The following is a 21,848-nucleotide window of genomic DNA, read 5'->3' on the forward strand; positions in this document are numbered from 1 at the left end:
CGTTCCTCCCCCAGAGCAGGCCCCTGCGGCCTGCGTGCCGCACGGGGGCCGGACACCGGCCGCCGCGCATCAGTAGGCCCCCTGCCCGTGGAGCACCACGCGCAGGGTCTTCCACAAGATCACCGTGTCCAGGGCCAGCGACCAGTCCTCCACATACCGCAGGTCGAGGCGGACCGCCTCCTCCCACGGCAGGTCGCTGCGTCCGCTGATCTGCCACAGGCCGGTGAGCCCGGGCTTGACCAGCAGCCGCCGCCGGATGTCCGGGTCGTAGGCGGCGGACTCCTCCGGCAGCGGAGGCCGCGGACCGACGAGCGACATGGATCCGGCCAGTACATTGAACAGCTGCGGGAGTTCGTCGATCGAGTAGCGGCGCAGCACCGCTCCCACCCGGGTCACCCGCGGATCCCGGCGGAGTTTGAACAGCAGTCCGGCGCCCTCGTTGCGGTCGGCCAGCTCGGCGCGTGCCCGGTCGGCCCCGGCGACCATGGTGCGGAACTTCAGTATGGTGAACTCCCGGCCGTCCTTGCCGACCCTGCGCTGCCGGTAGAACACGCCGCCGCGGCTGTCCGACAGCACGAGGAGTCCGGCGAGCGCCATCAGTGGCGCGCAGAGCACCAGCAGGAGCGTCGCGCCCACCTTGTCGACGACCTCTTTGACGGCCCGACGGCCCCCGGTGAAGGTCGGCATGCTGACCCGTAACAGCGGGATCCCGAGCACCGCGTCGACGTGCAGCCGCGGGCCTGCCACCTCCATCAGCACGGGGGCGACGACCATCTCGGCGTCGCTGCCCTCGAGGTTCCAGGCCAGCCGCTGCAACTGCTCCGGTGACCAGTGCGGGTCCGGTGTGACCGCGACCACGCGGTAGCCGTCCCGGCGGACGTGGCCCGCGAGGTCGGCCAGCCGGCCGACGACGGGCACGCCGTCCAGGTGGTCACCGTGCAGCCCGAGTCCGTCCGGCGTGCACACCGCCTCCACCCGCCAGCCGAGGTGCGGGAACTTGCGGACCCGGGATATCAGGTCGTGCACGGTGGCCGGGCTCCCGGCGGCCAGCACCGGCCGCAGACATCGTCCGGCCATCCGCTGCCGGTGCAGCGAGAGCCGCAGCAGATACCGCGCGATCATGGTGAGCAGCGCGATCGCGGGAATCGCGACGAAGATCCAGAGTTTGATGTTTCGCGAGGTCAGGGCTATTCCGCCGAGCGCCAGTACGACGGCCGCAGTGAACAGCGAGCGTCCCAGCCGGCGGAATTCCTCGGCGCCCTGGCCGAGCACGGCCGGAGCCCACGCCCGGCTCACCGCGAACGCTCCCAGCACCAGCAGCTCGGTGCCGAGCGCGAGGATGCTCCATTTCTCGTGCCAGTTGGCCGCGTCCCGGGCCCCGAAGAAGATGCCGATCGCCGCCACCACGAAGGCGGTCACCACGGTGTCGCTGGTGATCACGGTACGGCGGTATCGCTGCTCCCAGTCGCTCGCGGACCGGCTGACTGCCCCCTCCGCCGGACGCCCGAGCGCCGACGGTAACGGGTCGACCAATTCCCCCTGCCGCACAGAATCCCCCAGCTCGCCAGTGGTTCGACCTGTTCGCCCATCACTGTTCCCCGGGAGGCACCTGCCCCCGCGCCGCGCTGTTCCCTACCCCGGGGCGGCTTCCGCCCGGCCGTACGTACTCCCGCCGTCGGCGGCCGTACCTGACCACCACGCCGAGCGGTGTGGCACCCCCCGTCTCCCACCGGCTCCCTGCTTGCACAGGCCCCGCGGAACGCCCGGGTGCTCCCCGCACCCGCGGTCCCGGTCCGGACCCCCGGAGCCGAGTGCCCCTGGTGGCCGGCGCCGGGATACGGCTAACGACTGCCCGAAACATCGGACCGATAGATCACCATTTGTCGCCCTGTGTCCAAACATCTGAAGCACCGTCAATGTAGACCATCACGGGCCACCTGAAGAGGGGGTGTGTGCAATTTGTGCGCAAGCTTTGGAGTTTGAGTACCGGCCGGAGCCGGCCCGCAGGCCCCGCGACTGCGAAAGCACGCCATGCGACCTGCCACAACACAGCCGCACTGCTGCGCCGGACCCTCACCTCCGAGGTGTTCGGCTGTGCGGATTGCCTCACTCGGGGATCACCGGAGATCCGTGAACCGGTTCGCATGTGCCAGTGGTCTGGCCCGGCGGAAGGGAAGCGGAAGGTCCCCCTGAAGCAGACCGGTGATCGCGGCGCACGGTAACCAGTGACGCACGGTTCGTGCTATGGCCTACGATCCTCTCCTGGCCGCCGTAGGCCCGTTCAGGAGCTTCCACCCGTCAGCAGGGTTGACAGTACGTATCCGGCGGATTTCGGCCCCTGTCCTCCGGCCCGGCGGCCCGTGCAACTCTTGCGCAAGGGAACAGGCACACCAAGGACGGTGACCCATGGCCGGTACAGCCATGACTGCGACGTTTCTCGCGGTGCTCGCCGGGGCGTCGCTGCTCGCGGTCACCGCGCGTCGCCTGCGTCCCAACGACCGGCTTCCGTCCCTGGAGGGCTGGGCACTGGCCGACCGGAGCCTCGGCCCCTGGTGGACCTGGGTGCTGCTCGGCGGCACGATCTTCACGGCGTACACCTTCACCGCTGTACCAGGACTGGCGTACGGCAACGGCGCGCCCGCGTTCTTCGCAGTGCCCTACACGGTACTCGTCTGCCCTCTCGTCTTCGTCCTGCTGGCCCGGCTGTGGACGGTGGCCCGCCGACACGGCTACATCACCGTCGCCGACTTCGTGCGCGGACGGTACGGATCCGCGCCACTGGCCCTGGTGGTCGCGCTGACCGGGATCCTCGCGACGATGCCGTATCTGGCGCTGCAGCTGCTGGGCATACGCGCGGTGCTGACAGCCGGCGGCATGTACCCGGCGGGCGCGACCGGCGATCTGGTGATGGTGGCGCTGTTCGCCGGGCTCGCGGTGGCGACCTACCGGCACGGGCTGCGGGCGCCGACCGTCATCTCCGCGCTCAAAGCGGTAGCCGTTTTCGTCTCACTGACCGCCGTGACCTGGTTGGTCCTGGTGCGGCTCGGTGGTCCGGGTGCGGTCTTCGAGGGCGCCGCCCAGCGGCTGGGTTCTCCCGCACTGCTCCTCAGCCCCGCTCATCAGCCCGCCTACGCCACCCTCGCCCTGGGCTCCGCGCTCGCCCTGCTGATGTACCCACATGTGCTCACGGCGGGCTTCGCCTCCGACGGCTCACGCACTCTGCGCAAGACCGCCGTGGCGCTGCCCGCGTGGACCGGGCTGCTCGCGCTCTTCGGGTTCCTGGGGATCGCTGCGCTCGCGGTGGGGGTGCGGGCGCCGGAGGGCGCGGCCGAGGCGGCCGTGCCGATGCTGGTGGACCGGCTGATGCCGGGACCGCTGGCCGGGCTGGTATTCGGAGCGATCACCGTGGGGGCGCTTGTCCCGGCTGCGGTGATGTCGATCGCGGCCGCGACCAGCTTCGTCCGCAATGTCTATGTCGAGTACGTCCATCCGACGGCCACGCCCAAGCGGCAGGTACGCATAGCCAAGTCGGTGTCGCTCACCGCGAAGGTGGGCGCGGTGGCGTTCGTGTTCGGGCTGCGCGATCAGGACGCCGTCAACCTCCAGTTGCTCGGCGGGGTCTGGATCCTGCAGATCTTCCCGGCCGTGGCTGTGGGGCTGTACACCCGATGGCTGCACCCCCGGGCCCTCCTTGCCGGGTGGGGCGTGGGCATGGTGGCCGGGACACTCCTCGTGGTGCGGGAAGGATTCTCGCCCATCGTGCCGCTCGGCACGGGCGCCGGACCGCTGGAGATATACGTCGGACTCCTCGCGCTGCTGCTCAATCTGACTGTCGCAGTGGCCGGGAGCGTCGCTCTCGAACGTCTCCGCGTCCCGCGCGGCGCCGACCTCACCGACCTGCCCCCGCGTCTGACCGTCAGGCGGCGCCCCGAGACGGGAGCGAACAACCCATGAGACACAGATCCGGCATCCCTGTGCCCGTGCCGCAGCCCGCAGTTCCAGCCGAGGCCCTCGCCCCCACGATCAACGACCCCGCCGACGAGGAGAGGGAGGCCGGTGTGGCTCGACTGTTCGAACTGCACTACACCCCGATGCTGCGACTCGCCGTACTGCTGGGAGCCGACGATCCGGAGAACGTGGTGGCCGAGGCGTACTACCAGATCTACCGCAGATGGCGGCGACTGCGGGACACTGCGGCGGCTGAGGCCTACCTGCGCTCCACGGTCTGCAACCTGACGCGGATGCGGATACGCCATCTGCAGATGGCACGCAAACACGCGGTGAGATCGCCCGACGAGATGGTCGCCTCGGCCGAGAGCACCGCGCTGCTGCGCGACGACCAGCGTGTGCTGATCGACACGCTGCGGCAGCTCCCGGCCCGGCAGCGTGAGGCGCTGGTGCTGCGGCACTGGCTCGGGCTGAAGGAGAGTGAGATCGCCGCTGCGATGGGAATCTCCGCCGGATCCGTCAAGACGCATACGGCGCGCGGTATCGGAGCGCTGACCCAGGCGATGGAGGCCCGGAAATGAACGACACCAGTCCCGACCGGACGGAGAGGGAACTGGGCGAGGCCCTGGCCGCGCTCGCGGACGGAGTGCGGGGGGCCCCCGACGCATACAGCACTGCGCGCGGCGACTGGCTGCGCCGCGAGCGTCGGCGCAGACTCGTCCTCGCCGCGCTCATCGCGGTCGTCTTCACCCTGGCCACGCTGATCGGCCTGTGGGTGCTGAACCGGACTCCCTCGGACCGGGGGGTCGTCTTTTCCGGTGCGGGGCCCACCAGCGGCGCTCTCGCGTCACTCCCGCGAACCCTTCCCGACTGCCTCGTGCCCTGCGCCTCAACCGGGTGACCGCTCGGCCGGTTCCGACGGCGGGGCGACTCCCCCATCAGGACGCCGCCTACGGCGCCGACCACACACCGTACGGACGCGGGGAATGCCTCGTCCGCCGAAGAGGTTCGCCGGGGCGGAACCGTCACTTCGATGTCCTGCTGTATTCGCGTAGTCGGCGAAGAATGGAGCCGCCGTATGCCGGGGAGACCTCGAACGAGACCGGCGGTGATCACGCCGGCCCGGGTGGTGATCGCCCTGTGTCTTATCGCCCCGTTCGTGGCGATGCTGTGGGTCGGCTCCTACGCCAGAACCGGCCCAGCCCTGATGGGCATCCCGTTCTTCTACTGGTACCAGCTGCTGTGGGTGCCGCTCTCCGCAGCGCTGACGATGATCGCCTACCAGCTGTGGCGGCGTGACCAGCGGGCACATCGCAGCGGGGGCGCCGCGGAGTGAAACGGGGGCAGTGGCGTCCGGAGTGTGCGTCGCGCTGCTTGCAACCGGGCCCGTCGAGGGGGTTCTCCGGCCGGGGCACAACGGTCGCCGGCCGGGACAGCGGGGCCTGTCCGTGACCTCATGCCCCGCCACCTGAAACTCGGGGAAATCTCCTGTCAACCGAATCGGAACCCCCGGCAACTCCTGAGCAGACCGCCGGGCGGCCGGCCCGCGGCATCCGAGCAGGAGGTCAGGGGGCACCGTTGGCAGACAGCGGGTACGGACTCACGCCGAGCCGGGCGTCGACCGACGGCTTCGAACAGGCGTGTGTGGCCGTGACGGGAGAGCTCCGCCACCGCCGCGGCACAGTCGCCGCCCAGGCGCAGCACCCCGTGGCCGGTACACCGCCGAGCCAGGCAGAGCGGGCGCAGGTGCCCGATTCCCCCCTCCGGTCGCCGGCCTCCCTCGGTCGAGGAGGACCACGCTCCACCGTCCACGCTGTCTGCCTGCCAGGTGCACATGCCGTGCAGGGCAACGGCTCAATTTCCCAGAACCCAGAGAGCGTCTCGCATGAACGCACTTCCGCTGCTGTTGATCGGCCTTGCGATATTCGCGGGCGGATACGTCTTCTACTCGAAATTCCTGGGCACCCGGGTCTACAAACTTGACGCGTCCTTCAAGACGCCAGCGCACGAACTGCAGGACGGCGTGGACTACGTCCCGACCAACAAGTTCGTGCTGTGGGGTCACCACTTCACCTCGGTCGCGGGGGCAGCGCCGATCGTCGGCCCCGCAGTCGCCGTGATCTGGGGCTGGGTGCCCGCCTTCCTGTGGGTCACCCTCGGCACGGTCTTCTTCGCGGGCATGCACGACCTGGGTGCTCTGTGGGCCTCGGCGCGCAACAAGGGCCGCTCGATGGGCACGCTCTCCGGCCGCTACATCGGCGCCCGGGGCGCGAACCTCTTCCTCGTCGTGATCTTCCTGCTGCTCCTGATGGTGATCGCGGCCTTCGCGGTGGTCATCAAGGACCTGCTGATCTCCACTCCCTCGGCGGTGATCCCCGCCTGGGGCGCGGTCGCGGTGGCACTGCTGGTCGGCCAGGCGGTCTACCGCTACAGGATGAGCCTCGGCCTGGTCACCGTGGTGGGGGTCGCGGCGCTCTACGGCCTGATCCTCCTCGGTGACGCCGTCCCCGTGGAACTGCCCGACCCGATCCTGGGCATGTCCCCGGCGACCTTCTGGATCGTCGCCCTCTTCGTCTACGCCGGCATAGCCTCCCTGTTGCCCGTGTGGGTGCTGCTCCAGCCGCGTGACTACATCAACGGCGTCCAGCTCTTCGTCGGGCTCGGCATCCTGTTCGTCGCAGTGCTGCTGAGCGCCCCGACGGTCGTCGCACCGGCCTTCAACGACGCCGTGCCCGCGGGCACCCCGGACCTTCTGCCGCTGCTCTTCGTGACCATCGCGTGCGGCGCGATCTCCGGCTTCCACGGCATGGTCTCCTCGGGCACCACCTCGAAGCAGTTGGACAAGGAGACCGACGCCCGCTTCGTCGGCTACTTCGGCGCGGTCGGCGAGGGCATGCTCGCACTCGGCGCGATCATCGCCGCCATCGCGGGCTACCGCACCATGGCCGACTGGAAGGCCGTCTACACCGCCTTCGGCGAGGGCGGCGTCGGGGCGTTCGTCGAGGGCGGCGGCGAGATCGTCAACAGCGGCCTGGGCCTGTCGGCTTCGCTGAGCTCGACGGTCCTGGCCACCATGGCGATCCTGTTCGCCGCTACCACCATGGACACCGGAATGCGCCTGCTGCGCTTCGTCGTCCAGGAGGCCGGCGAGGTCGCAAAGTTGAAGATCAGCAATGGCGTCGGCACCCTCATCGCGCTCGCCGCCGGTATGGGACTCACCTTCAGCCAGGGCGCCGATGGCGCCGGCGGCCTCCGGATCTGGCCGCTGTTCGGCACCAGCAACCAGTTGCTGGCCTCCCTGACCCTGTCCATCGTCGCGGTCATGCTGATCCGCAAGCGCCGCAACCCGGCTCCTGCCCTGGTGCCGCTCGCAGTCGTGTTCGTGATGGCGTTCTGGGCCGCGCTCGCCCAGCTCGGCGACCTCTACGACGCCCGGGACTGGCTGCTGCTGACCATCGACGTCGTCATCATCGTCGCCGCCGTGTGGGTCGCCTTCGAGGCGATCGTCGCGATGCGGCGGGCGTCCCAGGAACCGCCGGAGGCCCCTGACGCCGATATGGCGGAGAAATCCGAGGTGACGGGGTGACGTCCCGCTGGGCCTCCTTCCGGGCCGGGCTGGAGGAGTTCTACGCCGGCCCCTACCGGCGTACCTTCGCCCGCGCCCGGCGCGAGGAGGACGACCTCTTCCGGATGGTCGTCCTCGCGGAGGCACTGGGCGTGCCTGACCCGGCGGCGTACTACACCGTCGAGCTGATGCCCGCCCTCTATGAGGACTTCCACGCCTGGCACCGCCGGATGGGCATGGACCGCTCGCCACTGGAGCATGTCGCGTGCTGCTAGATCTCGTCGCCTCACGCAGGGTCGTCTTCGCCGGCGGCAAGGGCGGCGTGGGCAAGACGTCCATCGCCGCGGCGCTCGCCCTCGGCCGTGCCAGGGCGGGCGCCCGCGTGCTGCTGGCATCCACCGATCCCGCCCACAACCTCGGCCACCTCTGGGACCGCCCCGTGGGCGACGAGCCCACGCGCCTCGCCGGCCCCGGGGACCTCGCCCCCGGGGCCGGAACGGCGGGTTACGTCGACGGGCTGGAGATCGACCCCGAGCGCACGGTCGAGCAGCACCTGTCCGCAGTCGCCGGGACGATGCGGCGGCTGCTGCCCGAGCGGATGCACGCACCGGCCGCCCGGCACCTTGAGCTGGCCCGGCTGGCACCCGGCACCCACGAGTCGGCGGTGCTGGAGCGGATCGCCGAGGCGGTGGAGCTCGGGGAGGAGGCGTACGACCTGGTCGTCTTCGACACCGCCCCGTCCGGCCACACGCTGCGGCTGCTCGCGCTGCCCGAACAGCTCACCTCCTGGACCGAGTCCCTGCTCGCCAACCGTGACCGGTCCGAGCGGTTCGGCGCCGCGGTGCGCGGCCTCGGCGGCGGCGAGCAGTCGGACCGCGACGCCGACCTGCGCCGGATCCTGCTGCGCCGACGCAACCGGTTCTCCCGGCTGCGCGAGGTGGTGACGGACCCGGCGCAGTCGGGGTTCGTGATCGTGCTGACCGCCGAGCTGCTCCCGATTGCCGAGACCACGGAGGTGTATGAGAAGCTCACCGGCCTCGGCGTCGAGGTGGCAGCACTCGTCGCCAACCGCCGTTCCCCCGCGGACGCCGGTGAGATGCTCGCCCGGCGCCGGAGACAGGAGGACCAGCACCTCGTCCGACTGCGGCAGCAGGTTGACGTACCGCTGCTCGACGTACCGCTGCTGCCGGGGGATCTGGTGGGCACTCAGGCGCTTGCCGCGCTGGCCGACCTGCTCGGACCCTCCTCTTCCTGAGGTTCCGGATGATTCCGGCTCGACGAGCGCGCGGACCTTCGCATGCGACAGGTTTCTCTCAGTCCCGGACGATGGACTGTATTTCCTTGACAGTGACGGCTTGTTCGTAGACGGAGTTGCCGTCGGGCAGGGCGGGCTCAGCTACCGGCTGACCGTCCGGGTCGGCGGAGTCGGTCCAGGTGACCTCCCACACGACAGAGGCGGAGAAGGTGTAGGTGCCGCCCTTGCCGGAGGAGCGCTTGTACGTGATGTTGCAGTCCGCGTCCGTGGAGTCGACCTGGTAGCCCCCATGGGCTTTGGACAGGTTGTATGTGCACGACTTCGGTTCGGCGTGGTCCGTACCCGCTTTCACGGTGAGTGCCTTGGGAGTGGCCACCGTGGTCGCCGCAATATTGACACCGAGGTGATCGATGCCGGCGGTCACCCACACCCGGTTCAGCGGCTTCTTGAAGACAATCCGGGTCTCCAGATTCACCACCTGGCGGCCCGGGCCGGGGCTCAGCTTCACCGGGGGCGTGGGGAGCTTGGTGTTGTCGTACGCGATTCCGGCGAGCATCTGCGGATCGATGGCTGCCGGGTCTTCCGGGGGGTTACCCTTGGGTACCCAGATTTCGCGTTCCTTGGCCAAGCATTCTGCGTCGTCCTTGCCTGTCTCATAGTGCAAGGACCACCACAGGCCCTTCTTGCCGATGTTGTAGTTCTGCTTCTCCCGCTTCTTCTGGTACGCCTGGTATTCCTCCGCGTAGTCGCCCAGCACCTGCGGGGTGGGGCTCTCCGTCCGCAGTGCCTCTTTGTACGCCTTCGGCTTCCACATCGGTTCGTACCAGCACGCCGGAGGCTTCCAGTTCGCTGCGGGGGCGGGCGCCATCGGCGTGCCGGAGGCGGGAGCGTTGCCGTGCACGGCGATGTGCATGCCCACGGTGTCACTGCCGTCGCTCTCCGGGGTGGGCCTCTCCTCCACCACCGTGCCGCCCTGCCCGTCTCCCACGCCCGCATGTGCCGGGGACGCCACGGCCAGCAGAAGGACTGTGGTTCCCGCGGTCGCTATGCACGTGCGTCCTGTACGTCTGCTCACGGTTGGCATTCCGCGGCCCCCTTGGTCGCTTGCGTCTGCGATACCAGCCATCGCTCGCCGTCACTCTTGACCAGCCCGGCCTTCCAGGCGACGAAGTCGTCCTTGCTGGGCTCCGTCTTGAGTGTCTTCCCCGACTTCTTGTCCTTGGCGAAGGCGTTGCGCTGCGACTCGCAGTACCGCACCCATGCGCCCTTCTTCGTCAGGTCGGTGACCTCGAAGTCGTAGTAGCGGAGGGAGCCGGTGAAGGTCCTGTTGTCCTCCGCGAACCTCGTGATGTCCTTGCCCCAGTACTGAAGCGCGGGATGCTTCCAGTACCTGACCATGTTCTTCGTCGCCGGATCCGCCTTGGTGTACGCCTCGACACGTGCCTTCGCGGCATACTCCGTGGCTTGCAGGACCTCGTCTTTGCCGGGGTCCTCCGACCGCACGTCCTCGAAGTCCAGCTTGAGATCGTCGGGAAAGTCGAACTTCGGCGCCTGAGCGCCCGGCGAATCCTCAGCAGGGGAAGACTCCACCCCTTTCTCTCCCCCGTCCGCGCCCGCGATCTTCTCATCCTCGCCCTTGTGTCCTCCGTCGCCGCCGCAACCGGTCACGAAGAGCGCACACGCGAACCCCAGAGCGGCCATCGATCTCGTGGCTCGGCGCGGAAGATGGCGACGACGATGCACGATGCGCTCCCTGGGAAGGTCTGGCGACAGGTACAACCCTCGATCGTAACAGTGTTAGTCACGTGAACATGACATCCGGCTGCTCACGGTGACGGGCTGTTTCATGTCTATCGAACGCTGGTCATGTTCTGGGGTCCTCGTTCTGTACCCATCGTCACAGGGATTCGCTGACAGCCGACAGTCGGCAGAAGCACGAGGCGTCGACCGGGATGTCGGCCCTGGCTTGGGCGAGGCGCAACTGCTGTTCGATGATGGCGGCCTCTCCCGTGCGCTCCTGCCGAGCCAGACACTCGTGGTAGCCACGCAGGCTCCAGACGTTTCCCGGGTGCTGTTGGGACCGTGGGATGGTGCCGTCCAGGCCCAAGTCGGCCCGATACACCGCCTCGGCTTCCTCGACGTGACCCTGCTCCAGCAGCAGCGCCCCGTAGGCGTGCCGAGTCGGCTGCATCCACCCCCAGGGTTCGTCGTAGGGAAGGCTGTCATCGAGTTCGATCGACCGCCGCAGCGCGGCGAAGGCCTCTTCGGTGTTCCCCTTGCGGTACTCCACCTCGCCCTCCAGCATCGCGGCCGCCACTGCGAGGATGTCCCGACAGGTGTTGTTGAAGAGCATGCGCGACTCCGGAACACGCTCCACCGCCTCCCTGAAGAGCACCCGCTGCGTCTCGGCCACCCCCACCTGGCCGGCGGCGGCGTGGGCGATTGCCTTCGCATAGAGCATCATCGCCGTGGTCACGCAGTAGAGCTCGGAGTCCCTCGGCAGTTCTGCGTCGATGATTTCCTGCCACATGCCGAAGCGGATCAGCACGTGCATGCGCAGGGGAAGGAGGCCCTCGAGCCAGTCCGCCATCGGGGGCGTCTCGACGCGGAGGAGTTCCTCAGGAACCGCCGCCTCCAGTTCACTGCACGTCTGCAACGCGACGGCCCGTTGCCCGAGGAACATCGAGCCGTAGATCTTGAAGTGATAGTTGTGGCAGCGGTAGAGCGTGTAGAAGTTGATCGGGCCGGACCGCCTCACGAACTTCTCGTCCGCCTCGACAGCACGTGTGTTGGAGGAGACCACGCGCGAGTAGTCACCGCAAAGGACGTCCAGGTGCGTGGGCATGTGCTGCAGATGACCGGCATCGGGGACGAGATCGCGCAGTCGATCGGCCACTGTCAGGGCCTGCTCCGGCGCGGACGACATCTCCATCAGGTGGATGAACATGTGCAGCACGCCCGGGTGATCCCGCCCGCCCGGCAGTTCCAGCGCCTGCTCGAGCACGGAACGCGCCTCCACGGCGAATGACCCCGGGGCCGGCTGACCGGTGCGCTGGTCCCACATCTGCCACGGCGTGAGGTTCATCAGCGCGTCGGCGAACAGCGTGCTCACGTCGAGGTCCTCGGAATGTTCCGCGTACACCGTCCGCATCGCCTCGGCGTAACGGTGACTCCATACCGAGAGGTCCGACGCCGGTTCCGGCTGAGGACAGCGATGCCGGAGCGCGCCGATGAGCGCCCGCTCGACAGGCGTGGACCCGCCCACGAGACGTTCCGCCTCGGCAGTCGCCTCGAACGCCCGGGAAACGCTCGCCTCGAGATCGGCCGGGTCGAAACGTTCCCAGGGCTTGTTGTAGTTGGGCCCCACGGCGTAGGCGATGCCCCAGGAAGCCATGGCGCACTCCGGGTCGAGCTCGCGGGCCCGCTCGAAGCAGTCGATCGCTTCCTCGTGGTTGAAGGCATAGCTCCACAACAGGCCGCGGTCGAACCAGGTCTGCGCCTCTCTCGTCCCGGTCGAGACCGGCCGGGTGTAGCGGCCGAGATCGTAGTAGTCCGTCATCGGGAGTCTCTCCTGGGAACATCGTCCGGCGTCGCGTGACGTCGGGCATCATTGACGACCTCGGGCGCTGTCTGCACGGGCACCCCGCCCCCGCGTCGAGGAGCTTGAGTGCAGCGCCCGGTGTGCACCCGACCGCCGGTGCACAGGCTGCGGCCAGGAGCGTCGCTCGGCGATCTGCTCCTTGCCCACGCCCGTCATCTTCGCAGGATGACGTGATCCTCGATGCCGTACACACGCCGGGGGACGGCGAACGGCCGTGCAGCCACCCGGGTGCATGCACGCACCACACGCGTCCGGGCCGCACCTACGGCCACCCGCTCTCGGGGGCAGCGTGGCGCTCACACGACCGGACGCCGCAGCCGACGGTAGCTCCAGACGAGGAGCACGAAGAGCACGACGCCGGAAACGATCAGGCTTCCTCCGGTGCTCCAGCCACCGAACGGCAGTTGCGGCACCAGCCCCCAGGCGACGCCCGCACCGATCAGCCCGAGGCCGGCCAGCGTCGAGCCGGCGATCCGCCAGCCGGACGACACACTCTCCTCGGCGGCCCGCATGGCGCGGACCCGCACCGGTTCCAAGTGGCGGTGCAGGGCGGGGACGGCGCGGGCGAGCAGCACCATGCCGGCGAACACCAGCAGCAGTCCGGGACCGGGAAGGACGAGCAGGACGAGACCCACGGCGACCAGCACACCGCCGGCGATGGCGGATACGGCCCGCAGCACAGGATGCAAATTGTTGTCCGCCACGTCGTCTCCCGCTTCTGTCGCCGTGCGGCCTCTTCGGCCCTGGTCCGCGTCTCGGCGCGCGGCAGGCTCATGGTCCCGGTGGAGCCTCCAGATGCAGGGCCGCTCTCTCGTCCCGCTGCGGTCGGCCTCGCACCGCGGCGCAGCCGAGTGCTCGCCGGACCAGGGTTGGCCGCTGCACGGGCCGAGTACCGGTACCACGCCAACGGGTCACCCGCATGGCGGCAGGTGAACCATCGCAGTGCTGACAGGCCCGGTCCACATCCCGGGCTCCACGAGCCGGCTCCCTACGAGGCGGCGGGCTCGGGAGCGCGACCGGCCGTCAGGGCCTGCGGTGGACCGAGACCGCGTACGCCCCACCGTCGTAGGGCTCGCGGGACCATGTCGCACAGCGCCTCTCGAGAGTGAGGCCCGCCGCGGCACAGTGTGCGTCGTAAGCGTCCAGCGTGTACCCACGGTCCAGGGAGAACCCTGCCACCAGACGGCCTCCCGGGCGGACGTGTGCAGCCACTCCGGCGACCAGGGCCGGTTCCGTTCCGGGCGGCGTGAACAGGGGGACGTTGCCCGCCATCACCACCACGTCGAAGGACCTCCCGAGGTCCAGATAGGCCAGGTCGCCCAGGTGCCAGGTGATCTCGGGGGCGAGCTGCCGGGCCGTGGCCAGCATCGAGGGATCGAGGTCCGCTCCCACCACGTCGATCCCGTGCCGCGCCAGTTCGATCGCCACCCTGCCCGTGCCGCATCCCGCGTCGAGGACACTGGACGGCTTCAGAGCACGCACCAACACGGCTTCGCCGTGCACATCCCCGCCCTCGGCTGCGATCCGGTCGAACCGGGCCTGGTACTCCTCACCATTCCACGCCATACCGGCACTTTGGCACATCAGGTCTCCCCCATGGCACTCTCCCCCGGCCCGCGCGTTCGAGGTCCTCAAGTCGACGCCGGCGTGGATCAGCCACCCGGATGTCGGACGGGGCGATCAGGCCGGTCATCGTCAGGCGCGGCGCGGACTGCGGCTCACTGTGACTCCGCACACCGGGGCATCGCCGGGACGATGCTCGGGACCGACCGGCCGCAGGGCGCATGAGGGGCAGCGTCGATGTGGCGATACGGGCTGGATACCGTTCCGCCATGACAGATGAGGACCCGATCGCCGAACACGTCGCCGTCTGCCCCGTCACGCCCCTCCTGGTGCAGCAGATCGTCGGCCTGACGGAACTGCCGTGGGACGACCGAGCGGCCACCGAGGCGGCAGTGCGGCATCTGGGCTGGCAGGAGAACGAGGAGTTGCCCCTGGAGGACACTCTCGTCACCGCCGATGGGCATCTCGCCTGTCTCGGGGATCACTTGTCGCTGTCGTTCGCCAATTTCTACTGGGTCGGCGGCGAGGAGTGGAGAGAGGACTTCTGGGGCACGTTGCCCGGCTGGTCCAGCCAGGCGAACGCCGACCGGGAGGTGTTCGATGCGCAGATCGACGCCGCCATCGCCACATTCACCGCATGCCTCGGCCCCCCGGAGCGCGACCTCAGAACCGAAGGAGGCACCCTGGCCATGGGGGCCGGCGACTGGCGGCACGCCGCCTGGCGCCGCGGAAGCACTCTGCTCGTCATCGGCCCACGCCACGAAGGGCTCTCCTACTTCCAGTTCGAGGAGGCCGTGGTCCACATCGCAGCTGTCGAGCCGACGGCGGCTCTGCCCGCCCTCCACGACTTCGTCTCCTGAGCACCCGGCGCCACCACATCGCCGGTCCCTGGGCCACCCCCATACGCGCGGGGACTCACGCGAACCGTTCTCAGGCGAATCCAGTCGGCCCGGGCATCAGCTGTCACCCGTCCTGCCGCCGTCACGCAAGCGAGCCGGAACCGGTTCCCGGATTCTGGCTCAGCCTGTGCTTGCCCCCTCGTGGCTCCGCTCCTGTGGCGGAACAGTGAACGGCGGCGGGACGGTCGGGGTGCTGCGAACGCACTGGTCCTGTTCGCGAAGAAGGCCGGACGGCTCCCGGTCAGCCCAGGCTCACCCCAGGAAACTCAGTCGCACCTTCCGCTCCGGATTATCCACATTCGTGTCCACGAGGCACACGGACTGCCAGGTGCCCAGGGCCAGCCGGCCGGCGACGACGGGCAGGGTGGCGTGCGGGGGGACGAGGGCGGGGAGCACGTGGTCGCGGCCGTGGCCGGGGGTGCCGTGGCGGTGGCTCCAGCGGTCGTCGGCGGGGAGGAGGTCGCGGAGGGCTGCCAGCAGGTCGTCGTCGCTGCCGGCTCCGGTCTCCAGCAGTGCCACACCCGCGGTGGCGTGGGGTGTGAAGACGTTCAGCAGCCCGTCGCGGCCCTCGGTGACGTCCCGCAGGAAGGAGCCGCACTGCTGCGTCAGGTCCTGGACCACTTCCTGCGAGCCGGTCCGGACAGCGATCTCGCGTGTCGTGAAGCGCTCAGCCATGAGTCGATCCTCTCAAAGCGGATCGCCCTCGTAGCCGTCGGCGCGCTTCCCGGGCAGGCGGGTCGGGCCCGCACGCGCGTGCGGGAAGGTTTCGGGGTGCCGGATGGTTCGCAGAGGCATGAATGACGTGGCGGTCGTGGTCGTCGGGGCCGGGCAGGCGGGGCTCTCCAGCGCCTACCACCTGCGGCGGGCCGGGTTCGAGCCCGGTGCGGACTTCGTCGTGCTGGATCACTCGCCCGCGCCGGGCGGGGCGTGGCAGTTCCGGTGGCCGACGCTGACGTACGGCCGGGTCCACGGCTTGCACGCGCTGCCCGGCCGGGAGCTGACCGGCGCCGACCCGGGGCGTCCGTCCTCGGAGGTGATCGGGGAGTACTTCGCCGCCTACGAGCGGACCTTCGGGCTCCGGGTGCGGCGCCCGGTGGATGTCCGCGAGGTGCGGGACGCGGGGTGGGGCGGACGGCTGCTGGTCCGGACCTCACAAGGTGACTGGACGGCACGGGCTGTCATCAACGCCACCGGCACCTGGGACCGCCCCTTCTGGCCCCGGGTGCCGGGGCAGGAGCTGTTCCGGGGCCGCCAGTTGCACACCGCGCAGTACCCGGGCCCGGGGTCGGACGCCTTCGCGGACCGCCGGGTGGTCGTCGTCGGCGGCGGGACCTCCGCGGTGCAGCATCTGCTGGAGATCGCCGAGGTCGCGCGGGAGACGCTGTGGGTGACCCGGCGGCCGCCCCGCTTCCGCTCCGGCTCCTTCGGTGAGGAGGCGGGCCGGGCCACCGTGGCGCTGGTCGAGGAGCGGGTACGGGAGGGCCTGCCGCCGCGCAGCGTGGTGTCGGTGACGGGGCTGCCGATGACCGAGCAGGTGCGCCGTGCGCGGGAGAGCGGCGTGCTGGAGCGGCACCCGATGTTCGCCCGGCTGACCGAGGACGGAGTCGCCTGGGCGGACGGCAGCCGGGCGCCCGCGGACACGGTCCTGTGGGCCACCGGATTCCGTCCGGTCATCGATCATCTCGCTCCGCTGCGGCTGCGCGAGCCCGGTGGCGGCATCCGGCTGGAGGGGACGCGAGTCTCCCGGGATCGGCGGGTCCACCTGGTCGGCTACGGTCCCTCCGCCAGTACGATCGGCGCCAACCGGGCCGGCCGGGCGGCCGTGCGGGACGTCCGGGCCCTGTTGGCGGAGGCGGCTCGGGAGGCTCCGGCTGTCAGCCCCGTCGCCGGGTGAGACCTTCTGCGGAGCCGTCGCCGCCGTGATCCGCTCTCCAGCAGATGGCGTACGGCCAGTCCGGCGCCCCGGACGTCGTCGACCGAGACCGAGCAGCCCTCGGCGCTGGGCGTCACACGGACGACGGAGACGTACGGATGCCGTGCCGCTGGAAGGCGGTCAGGTTCTCTCCCGTCGTCCCGGTGGGGGTGACCAGGACACCGCGCACCCGCTGCTCGGCGAAGAGGGCCGGGTACTCGGCCTCCTCCGCGGGGCTCTGGGCGGGCGGGTCTCCTCGGCCACCATCGCGGGCCGGTTGATGACGTGGGAGACCGTGCCGACGGAGACCCCGGCCGCGCGGGCGACCTCCTAGATCCCGACCGTCCGGCTCACTCGGGCACTCCGGTGCCCCCGGCCGCGCGCCCTGCTTTTGCCGCACCGGCCTCAGCTCTCCCCGCCGGTCCGGCCGGCTGCTCGCGGGTCGGACGCTCCGCTGTCCGGCGTCCCCTCGGCCCGATCTTCTCAGAAGTCGAAGTCGTCGATGTTTCCGCTGTCGAAGACGGTCGGGGGCCCGAGGACCACCTCGCCGTCCTTGCCGATGGTGTACTCACCCAACTTCCCCGCGGTGAACTTCTCGCCCTCTTTCCCGGTGATCTGTCCGGAGGAGAGGGCGGCGGCGTAGGCACCCAGGTAGCCGAGCTTGGAGGCGTCCCACAGGGAGAACTGCTCGAGGGTGCCGTTCTTGATGTACTCGCGCATCTGGTTGGGCGTGCCCAGGCCTCCGAGGGTGACCTTGCCCTTGTACTCGGATCCGCTGACGTAGCGGGCCGCGGCCGCCAGGCCGACCGTGGTGGGGGAGATGATGCCCTTCAGGTCCGGGTAGGCCGTCAGGAGGCCCTGGGTCTCCTGGAAGGACTTCTGGTCGACGTCGTCGCCGTAGGCGGTCTTGACGAGCCTCATGTCCTGGTACTCGGGCTTGCTCAGCTCGTCCTTCATGATCTTGATCCAGGTGTTCTGGTTGGTGGCGTTCCGGGTCGCCGAGAGGATCGCGATGTCGCCCCTGTAGTTGAGCTGTTCGGCCATGTCCTTGATCAGGCCCCGGCCGATGTCCTCGGAGCCGGCCTGGTTGATGAACAGGTGGCGGCAGTCCTCACCCGCGTCCGAGTCGTACGTGACGATCTTGACGTCCTGCTTCATGGCGGCCTTCAGCGGCCCGCACACCGCGTCGGGGTCGTTGGCAGCGAGAAGGATGGCGTCCTGGCGCTGCCTGGTGAGCGTATTGATGTAGCTCACCTGCGAGGACGCCTTCGCGTCGGAGGGGCCCACCTCCTTGCCCTCGCCGCCGAACTCCTCGGCCGCCTCGATGCCGCCCTTGTCGACCACCGTCATGTAGGGGTTGTTGATCTGCTTGGGCAGGAAGGCGAGCTTGAGCCCCTTCTTCAGCGGCGCGTCCGGAACCGCCTCGGCGTTCCGCGCCGTGTCCTTCACGTCGTCCTCCGCGTCGCTCTTGGCCGTACCGGAGCAGCCCGCGACCGTGACGGTCAGGGCGCAGGCCGCCGCGGTGAGGGCGCGGGAGCGGGGGTGCGAGCGCATGGGCGTGGCCTTTCGGGAGACTGCGGGACCTGCGGTACGGCTGCGGAGGCCGGCGGGGCGGGGGTGGTGCCGCTGCGGTGTCCGGCGCTGCGTCGGCCGCCGCAGCGGGAGGTCCGGCGGCGGCCGTACGGCGTTGTCTGGGGGCGGTGAGCACCGAGACCGCGCGCGGGGTGAGCACAGAGATGATCAACAGTGCGCCAGTGACGATAACTCGGATCTCGTGCGAGACGTCGTTCAGGGTCAGCAGGTTGCGCAGGACGATGAGCAGCACGCCCGCCACCGGCGTACGGGAACCTGCTGGTCCGGGCCCGGGCGGCCGGAGCGGTGACGGGTGCGCTGCCCGCGCTGCGCGCCCTGGTGCGCGACAGCGTGCGGCTGCGACAGTATGACCCCGGAGGTGATCGCCCGGCGTGGGAGCGGCTGCCGCGCGTCGTGCCGCGGGCACGCATCCCACCGGCCGGCAGAGCCAGGACGGAAGGGAGTCGCCGTGCGCGTAGCGCTCTTCGTCACCTGCGTCAACGACGCGCTCTACCCGCGTACGGGGCGGGCTGTGGTGACGCTGCTGGAGCGGCTCGGCGTCCGGGTGGACTTCCCCGAGGCGCAGTCGTGCTGCGGCCAGCCCCAGTTCAACACCGGCTACCGGCACGCGACCGAGCCCTTGGTGCACCGGTACGCCTCCGTCTTCGCGGACTACGACCACATCGTGGTCCCCTCGGGGTCCTGCGCGGCCATGGTGCGGGAGAACCACCCGCGCATCGGTGCCAGAGCGGCGGCGGAGGGGCGGGGCGGCAGACTGGCCGCGGCGGCCCAGCAGGTCGTGCCGCGCACCTACGAGCTGACGGAGTTCCTCGTGGACGTCCTGGGGGTCACCGATGTCGGTGCGTACTACCCCCACACCGTCACCTACCATCCGACCTGCCACGGGTTGCGGGTGCTCGGCCTGGGCGGGCGGCCGCGCGCCCTGCTGGAGCAGGTCAGGGGGCTGGAGCTGCGCGAGCTGGCGAGTGCCGAGGAGTGCTGCGGCTTCGGCGGTACGTTCGCGGTCAAGAACCCGGCGGTCTCCTCCGCCATGGGAGCGGACAAGGCGCACCACATCCGGGAGAGCGGTGCGGCGTCGGTGTGCACGGTGGACAACTCCTGTCTGATGCACATCGGCGGCCTGCTCTCCCGGGCACGCTCGCGGGTGCGTCCCGTCCACCTCGCGGAGATCCTGGCGAGCACCGCGGAGTCCCCGTGGTGAGCGGCGCACGCGCGGCCGCTCGGCCCGGGCCCGCCGCCGTCGCCGGTGGGGCGAAGGGCGGAGGGGGCCGGTGAGCGTCACCTACCTGGGCATGCCGCCGTTCCCGGAGGCTGCCGCAGCGGCCACCGGGGACGAACGGCTGCGCGGCAACCTCCGGCACGCCACTCGCACGATCCGCGGCAAGCGCGCCGGCGCCGTGGCGGAACTGGCCGACTGGTCCGCACTGCGGACGGCCGGGGCGCAGATCAAGGACCGCACGCTCCGTCACCTGGGCCACTATCTGGAACAGTTGGAGGCCGCGGTCACCGCCGCGGGCGGCACGGTGCACTGGGCCACCGACGCACAGGAGGCCAACGAGATCGTCACGCGTCTCGTGCGGGAGACCGGAGAGCGCGAGGTCGTCAAGGTCAAGTCCATGGCCACGCAGGAGATCGGCCTCAACGAGGCACTGGAGCAGGCGGGCATCTCGGCCTACGAGACGGATCTGGCGGAGCTGATCGTCCAGTTGGGCGACGACCGCCCCTCGCACCTCCTCGTGCCCGCCATTCACCGGAACCGCTCCGAGATCCGCGAGATCTTCCAGGAGCGGATGGGGCGTTGGGGCCGGCCCGCGCCGGACGGGCTGAGCGACCGTCCCGGCGACCTGGCGGAGGCCGCCCGGCTGCACCTGCGGGAGAAGTTCCTGAGAGCCAAGGTGGGCGTCTCCGGGGCGAATTTCCTGGTCGCCGAGACCGGCACCCTGGTCGTCGTCGAGTCCGAGGGCAACGGCCGGATGTGCCTGACACTGCCCGAGACGCTGATCTCGGTGGCCGGCATCGAGAAGGTCGTCCCCACCTGGCGGGACCTGGAGGTCTACCTGCAACTTCTGCCGCGCTCCAGCACGGCGGAGCGGATGAACCCCTACACCTCCACCTGGACGGGCATCACGCCCGGCGACGGGCCCTCCGCCTGCCATCTGGTGCTGCTGGACAACGGGCGTACCGACACGCTGGCCGACCAGGTGGGCCGGCAGGCGCTGCGCTGCATCCGGTGCTCGGCCTGCCTCAACGTGTGCCCGGTCTACGAGCGCGCGGGCGGACACGCCTACGGCTCCCCCTACCCGGGGCCCATCGGCGCGATCCTGACGCCGCAGCTCGACAGCCTGGAGACCGGGCTGGACGCCTCCTTGCCGTACGCGTCGTCGCTGTGCGGCGCGTGCTACGAGGTGTGCCCGGTGGCCATCGACATCCCCGAGGTGCTGGTGCATCTGCGGGAGCGCGTCGTGCAGGGCGGTACGGCCACCGTGCGAGGGCAGCGCACGACGGTTCGGCCGGCCAGGGGGCACGCGGCGGAGCGTGCCGCCATGCGGGCGGCCTCCTGGACGTTCGACCATCCGCGTGCGCTGCGTGCCGGTGAGCGGATGGCCGCACGGGCGCGGCGCCTGGTGCCGCGCAGGCTGCCGGGACCCGGCCGCGCGTGGAGCGATACCCGGGAGGTGCCGGCGGTGCCCGCGGAGTCGTTCCGCGACTGGTGGCGGCGCACCCGCGGTACCGCGGGCGGCGCGCTCGGGAGCGCCGCCGCGCACACCGCGGAGAGGGGTAGTGGAGCAGCCGGCTCGGCGGGCCGCGCCGGACCCCGGGAGGACCCGGGGTGAGCAGCCGGGAGACGGTACTCGGACGGGTACGCCGGGCGCTGGCCGACGTACCGCGCGGAGAGTTGCCGCAGCAGGCGCCGGTCGCCCGCGACTATCTGCGCGTCCACGGCCGGCGTTCCCCGGCTGAGGCCGCGAGGCTGCTCGCCGCCCATCTGGCGGACTACCGGGCGCAGATGCACCACAGCACTCCCGGCGGGCTGCCGGAGACCGTCGCGGGCCTCCTGGTGCGCCGAGGATCGCGCCGTGTGGTGACTCCTCCGGGAGTCCCGGAGGAGTGGCTGCCGGACCGGATCGAGCAGCTGCGGGACGGGCCGGCGCTCACCCCGCTCGTGCTGGACTCGGTGGACAGCGTGGTGACCGGGTGCGCGGTCGCGGTGGCCGAGACCGGCACCCTGGTGCTGGACGGCTCCCGGGATCAGGGGCGGCGGCGCATCACGCTGGTCCCCGATCACCACGTCTGTGTGGTGCGGGTGCCGGAGCAGGTCGTGGACTCCGTACCGCAGGCTCTGGAGCGGCTGGATCCGGCACGGCCGCAGACGTGGATCTCCGGCCCGTCCGCCACCAGCGACATCGAACTCGACCGGGTGGAGGGCGTGCACGGCCCGCGCACGCTGGACGTGGTGCTGGTGTCCGCGGACGGGCGGCAGACGGCGGACGGCGAAGCCGCGCGGAGCTGAC

General features: G+C 70.4%; 20 protein-coding genes and 2 pseudogenes. 12 read left to right on the plus strand and 10 right to left on the minus strand.

Translation table 11 applies throughout. The features are described from left to right. Positions 1-69 precede the first annotated feature (69 nt). Positions 70-1,548, minus strand: coding sequence for a sugar transferase (locus tag P2424_RS17240; protein ID WP_276476630.1), 1,479 nt, complete (start codon positions 1,546-1,548; stop codon positions 70-72). 858 nt (positions 1,549-2,406) lie between these two features. Here P2424_RS17240 and P2424_RS17245 point away from each other — a divergent pair. The 7 genes from P2424_RS17245 to P2424_RS17275 all read left to right on the plus strand — a co-directional run bounded on the left by P2424_RS17245 (position 2,407) and on the right by P2424_RS17275 (position 8,768). Beyond that, a complete protein-coding gene (locus P2424_RS17245) occupies positions 2,407-3,954 on the plus strand; it encodes a sodium:solute symporter (RefSeq protein ID WP_276476631.1) in 1,548 nt (515 codons plus the stop codon). Then, on the plus strand, positions 3,951-4,529 hold the full coding sequence (locus P2424_RS17250; RefSeq protein WP_276476632.1) for a sigma-70 family RNA polymerase sigma factor: 579 nt from the start codon (positions 3,951-3,953) through the stop codon (positions 4,527-4,529). The genes P2424_RS17245 and P2424_RS17250 overlap by 4 nt, the downstream gene beginning before the upstream one ends. Then, the gene (locus P2424_RS17255) at positions 4,526-4,849 is read left to right on the plus strand and encodes a hypothetical protein (protein ID WP_276476633.1); all 324 of its coding nucleotides are present in this window, start codon (positions 4,526-4,528) and stop codon (positions 4,847-4,849) included. Before P2424_RS17250 ends, P2424_RS17255 begins: the two co-directional genes overlap by 4 nt. A 177-nt stretch (positions 4,850-5,026) precedes the next feature. Beyond that, a complete protein-coding gene (locus tag P2424_RS17260; protein WP_276476634.1) occupies positions 5,027-5,284 on the plus strand; it encodes a DUF3311 domain-containing protein in 258 nt (85 codons plus the stop codon). Between the two features lie 549 nt (positions 5,285-5,833). Then, positions 5,834-7,534 carry a carbon starvation protein A gene (locus tag P2424_RS17265; protein WP_276476635.1) on the plus strand — a complete coding sequence of 567 codons (1,701 nt, stop codon included), beginning with the start codon at positions 5,834-5,836 and terminating at the stop codon, positions 7,532-7,534. Then, positions 7,531-7,788 carry a cory-CC-star protein gene (locus P2424_RS17270; RefSeq protein ID WP_276476636.1) on the plus strand — a complete coding sequence of 86 codons (258 nt, stop codon included), beginning with the start codon at positions 7,531-7,533 and terminating at the stop codon, positions 7,786-7,788. The genes P2424_RS17265 and P2424_RS17270 overlap by 4 nt, the downstream gene beginning before the upstream one ends. Then, the gene (locus P2424_RS17275) at positions 7,779-8,768 is read left to right on the plus strand and encodes an ArsA family ATPase (RefSeq protein WP_276476637.1); all 990 of its coding nucleotides are present in this window, start codon (positions 7,779-7,781) and stop codon (positions 8,766-8,768) included. The genes P2424_RS17270 and P2424_RS17275 overlap by 10 nt, the downstream gene beginning before the upstream one ends. Positions 8,769-8,826: 58 nt before the next feature. On the opposite strand, the gene P2424_RS17280 is transcribed toward P2424_RS17275, so the two are convergent. The 5 genes from P2424_RS17280 to P2424_RS17300 form a co-directional block, all read right to left on the minus strand. Further along, positions 8,827-9,756 carry a hypothetical protein gene (locus tag P2424_RS17280; protein ID WP_276476638.1) on the minus strand — a complete coding sequence of 310 codons (930 nt, stop codon included), beginning with the start codon at positions 9,754-9,756 and terminating at the stop codon, positions 8,827-8,829. Positions 9,757-9,839: 83 nt separating this feature from the next. Continuing rightward, on the minus strand, positions 9,840-10,469 hold the full coding sequence (locus tag P2424_RS17285) for a hypothetical protein (protein WP_276476639.1): 630 nt from the start codon (positions 10,467-10,469) through the stop codon (positions 9,840-9,842). Positions 10,470-10,665: 196 nt separating this feature from the next. Further along, positions 10,666-12,327 carry a tetratricopeptide repeat protein gene (locus tag P2424_RS17290; RefSeq protein ID WP_276476640.1) on the minus strand — a complete coding sequence of 554 codons (1,662 nt, stop codon included), beginning with the start codon at positions 12,325-12,327 and terminating at the stop codon, positions 10,666-10,668. Between the two features lie 338 nt (positions 12,328-12,665). Beyond that, positions 12,666-13,073 carry a PGPGW domain-containing protein gene (locus tag P2424_RS17295; RefSeq protein WP_276476641.1) on the minus strand — a complete coding sequence of 136 codons (408 nt, stop codon included), beginning with the start codon at positions 13,071-13,073 and terminating at the stop codon, positions 12,666-12,668. A 319-nt stretch (positions 13,074-13,392) separates the two neighbouring features. Then, positions 13,393-13,935, minus strand: coding sequence for a class I SAM-dependent methyltransferase (locus tag P2424_RS17300; protein ID WP_276476642.1), 543 nt, complete (start codon positions 13,933-13,935; stop codon positions 13,393-13,395). Between the two features lie 266 nt (positions 13,936-14,201). Here P2424_RS17300 and P2424_RS17305 point away from each other — a divergent pair, with 266 nt between their 5' ends. After that, complete coding sequence (locus P2424_RS17305) at positions 14,202-14,792, plus strand: hypothetical protein (RefSeq protein ID WP_276476643.1); 591 nt, start codon at positions 14,202-14,204, stop codon at positions 14,790-14,792. 291 nt (positions 14,793-15,083) lie between these two features. Here the strand turns inward: P2424_RS17305 and P2424_RS17310 are convergent, their stop codons facing one another. After that, positions 15,084-15,506, minus strand: a complete 423-nt coding sequence (locus tag P2424_RS17310; RefSeq protein WP_276476644.1) for a YjbQ family protein — start codon at positions 15,504-15,506, stop codon at positions 15,084-15,086. A 118-nt stretch (positions 15,507-15,624) separates the two neighbouring features. Here P2424_RS17310 and P2424_RS17315 point away from each other — a divergent pair, with 118 nt between their 5' ends. Then, positions 15,625-16,725 carry an NAD(P)-binding domain-containing protein gene (locus P2424_RS17315; RefSeq protein WP_276476645.1) on the plus strand — a complete coding sequence of 367 codons (1,101 nt, stop codon included), beginning with the start codon at positions 15,625-15,627 and terminating at the stop codon, positions 16,723-16,725. 23 nt (positions 16,726-16,748) lie between these two features. On the opposite strand, the pseudogene P2424_RS17320 reads toward P2424_RS17315, so the two are convergent. From P2424_RS17320 to P2424_RS17330, 3 genes and pseudogenes are all read right to left on the minus strand, one after another. After that, a pseudogene (locus tag P2424_RS17320) lies at positions 16,749-17,097 on the minus strand (LacI family DNA-binding transcriptional regulator); the annotation flags it as partial. A 129-nt stretch (positions 17,098-17,226) separates the two neighbouring features. After that, positions 17,227-18,297: a rhamnose ABC transporter substrate-binding protein gene (gene rhaS / locus P2424_RS17325; protein ID WP_276476646.1), complete on the minus strand. Its 1,071-nt coding sequence runs from the start codon at positions 18,295-18,297 to the stop codon at positions 17,227-17,229. Between the two features lie 115 nt (positions 18,298-18,412). Then, positions 18,413-18,577: pseudogene (locus tag P2424_RS17330) on the minus strand (ABC transporter permease); the annotation flags it as partial. Between the two features lie 207 nt (positions 18,578-18,784). Here P2424_RS17330 and P2424_RS17335 point away from each other — a divergent pair. From P2424_RS17335 to P2424_RS17345, 3 genes are all read left to right on the plus strand, one after another. Further along, entirely contained in the window at positions 18,785-19,537 is a 753-nt protein-coding gene (locus tag P2424_RS17335; RefSeq protein WP_276476647.1) for a (Fe-S)-binding protein, read from the plus strand. A gap of 70 nt (positions 19,538-19,607) precedes the next feature. After that, positions 19,608-21,170 carry a lactate utilization protein B gene (locus P2424_RS17340; RefSeq protein WP_276476648.1) on the plus strand — a complete coding sequence of 521 codons (1,563 nt, stop codon included), beginning with the start codon at positions 19,608-19,610 and terminating at the stop codon, positions 21,168-21,170. Continuing rightward, the gene (locus P2424_RS17345; protein ID WP_276476649.1) at positions 21,167-21,847 is read left to right on the plus strand and encodes an LUD domain-containing protein; all 681 of its coding nucleotides are present in this window, start codon (positions 21,167-21,169) and stop codon (positions 21,845-21,847) included. Before P2424_RS17340 ends, P2424_RS17345 begins: the two co-directional genes overlap by 4 nt. The last annotated feature ends 1 nt before the right edge of the window (position 21,848 follow it).

The sequence above is a fragment of the Streptomyces sp. WMMB303 genome, from assembly GCF_029351045.1.
In the GTDB taxonomy this organism is placed as follows: Bacteria; Actinomycetota; Actinomycetes; order Streptomycetales; family Streptomycetaceae; genus Streptomyces.

Coding starts and splice junctions, on each gene's coding strand:
- P2424_RS17245 (WP_276476631.1), top strand. CDS start 2,407: ATGGCCGGTACAGCCATGACTGCGACGTTTCTCGCGGTGCTCGCCGGG.
- P2424_RS17250 (WP_276476632.1), top strand. CDS start 3,951: ATGAGACACAGATCCGGCATCCCTGTGCCCGTGCCGCAGCCCGCAGTT.
- P2424_RS17255 (WP_276476633.1), top strand. CDS start 4,526: ATGAACGACACCAGTCCCGACCGGACGGAGAGGGAACTGGGCGAGGCC.
- P2424_RS17260 (WP_276476634.1), top strand. CDS start 5,027: ATGCCGGGGAGACCTCGAACGAGACCGGCGGTGATCACGCCGGCCCGG.
- P2424_RS17265 (WP_276476635.1), top strand. CDS start 5,834: ATGAACGCACTTCCGCTGCTGTTGATCGGCCTTGCGATATTCGCGGGC.
- P2424_RS17285 (WP_276476639.1), bottom strand. CDS start 10,469: ATGGCCGCTCTGGGGTTCGCGTGTGCGCTCTTCGTGACCGGTTGCGGC.
- P2424_RS17290 (WP_276476640.1), bottom strand. CDS start 12,327: ATGACGGACTACTACGATCTCGGCCGCTACACCCGGCCGGTCTCGACC.
- P2424_RS17300 (WP_276476642.1), bottom strand. CDS start 13,935: ATGGCGTGGAATGGTGAGGAGTACCAGGCCCGGTTCGACCGGATCGCA.
- P2424_RS17305 (WP_276476643.1), top strand. CDS start 14,202: ATGACAGATGAGGACCCGATCGCCGAACACGTCGCCGTCTGCCCCGTC.
- P2424_RS17310 (WP_276476644.1), bottom strand. CDS start 15,506: ATGGCTGAGCGCTTCACGACACGCGAGATCGCTGTCCGGACCGGCTCG.
- P2424_RS17315 (WP_276476645.1), top strand. CDS start 15,625: ATGAATGACGTGGCGGTCGTGGTCGTCGGGGCCGGGCAGGCGGGGCTC.
- rhaS (WP_276476646.1), bottom strand. CDS start 18,297: ATGCGCTCGCACCCCCGCTCCCGCGCCCTCACCGCGGCGGCCTGCGCC.